We start from the raw sequence: 1,028 nt of genomic DNA, 5'->3' as shown, positions 1-1,028 counted from the left end.
GTCGCAACCCGGTATGATCGCTGCCCCAAGGTCTTCCTCTCGGCCATCGCTCTCGCAGCAATCGTCATTTATTGGCTATGAGTCCTGACCCTAGAGCGAGGCTTTGTTCTAATGAGTAGTCATCACTATAAATGTTCCGTCCGATATTAATCGTATTGAACGGAGTGAAGCCTGACCCCTGCGCTGTGCCTCCGTCCCGGACGCGCACACGAGAATAGTCCATTGAATCGCCGTATACTGATGAAAGCATTTCGATTTCACCATCCGTCAGTGCTCTTACATCACCCATTTACTACCTCCTGAAACATAACCAATCTGATTTTTCGGTTTCCCATGTGCATGTGTCGCGCCCCCATCGACTATAATACTCAAAAGAAAAATTTGGTTGCCCTTCAAGTACAAGGTAGGTGACCGGGATTTCATCCGAGTTTGATAACGTGAGTACATAACTGGCACTAGGTTGCCCAAACGGTTGTGAAAGAACTGATCCTTGCGCCAAAGAATATGGCATTTCCTGACCTGCAGCAGCTGATAAGTTTTCCGGCGCGGTATCGCCGGATGCCACTTGGTCCTGTATTGCTAAAGCGACAGGGGTAAGTTCAGACATTGCTACTTGTGCTGTGTCGCACGCGTCAGGTCGGCACCCTAGACCGCAGCCGGAAAGTACGAAGAGGCCAAAGCATAAATAAATAATTCGCTTCTGAAGTAGAGCCTTCACTTAGGTAAAATCCCCAAAAAAAATTCTTAAAGCGCGGGTATAAATGAAAAAGACGCAGTTTGTAGTGTCAGTTGTCACGTTGGAATCCCAGCTGGCTTGCTACGATGCTAGCCGTTCTACACCCTTGTGACAACGAGAATGGGCTTTGGGTGTGCGTCTGTCGAGCGCCCGTCGCCAATGTAGGCCATGTTGTCCTATTGTGGGGCGTTTGACTGTTAGGGTCAGGACTCATAGCCAATAAATGACGATTGCTGCGAGAGCGATGGCCGAGAGGAAGACCTTGGGGCAGCGATCATACCGGGTTGCGACG

General features: G+C 49.6%; 2 protein-coding genes and 2 pseudogenes. 1 reads left to right on the top strand and 3 read right to left on the bottom strand.

Annotated elements, in window-relative coordinates; all coding sequences use genetic code 11:
* A pseudogene (locus BM353_RS16795) lies at positions 1-81 on the top strand (IS5/IS1182 family transposase); the annotation flags it as partial.
* Here BM353_RS16795 and BM353_RS16790 read toward each other — a convergent pair.
* From BM353_RS16790 to BM353_RS16780, 3 genes and pseudogenes are all read right to left on the bottom strand, one after another.
* A complete protein-coding gene (locus BM353_RS16790) occupies positions 65-289 on the bottom strand; it encodes a hypothetical protein (protein ID WP_143104209.1) in 225 nt (74 codons plus the stop codon). The pseudogene BM353_RS16795 and the gene BM353_RS16790 sit on opposite strands and share 17 nt — an antisense overlap.
* A gap of 3 nt (positions 290-292) precedes the next feature.
* Positions 293-607 (bottom strand): hypothetical protein, encoded by a 315-nt coding sequence (locus BM353_RS16785; RefSeq protein ID WP_143104208.1) that lies wholly within the window; start codon positions 605-607, stop codon positions 293-295.
* 339 nt (positions 608-946) lie between these two features.
* Positions 947-1,028: pseudogene (locus BM353_RS16780) on the bottom strand (IS5/IS1182 family transposase); the annotation flags it as partial.

Origin of the sequence: Poseidonocella sedimentorum (assembly GCF_900116005.1) — a bacterium.
Lineage (GTDB): Bacteria > Pseudomonadota > Alphaproteobacteria > Rhodobacterales > Rhodobacteraceae > Poseidonocella > Poseidonocella sedimentorum.
The sequence above is the reverse complement of the archived record's forward strand: the minus strand, read 5'-3'. Positions and strand labels throughout refer to the sequence as shown.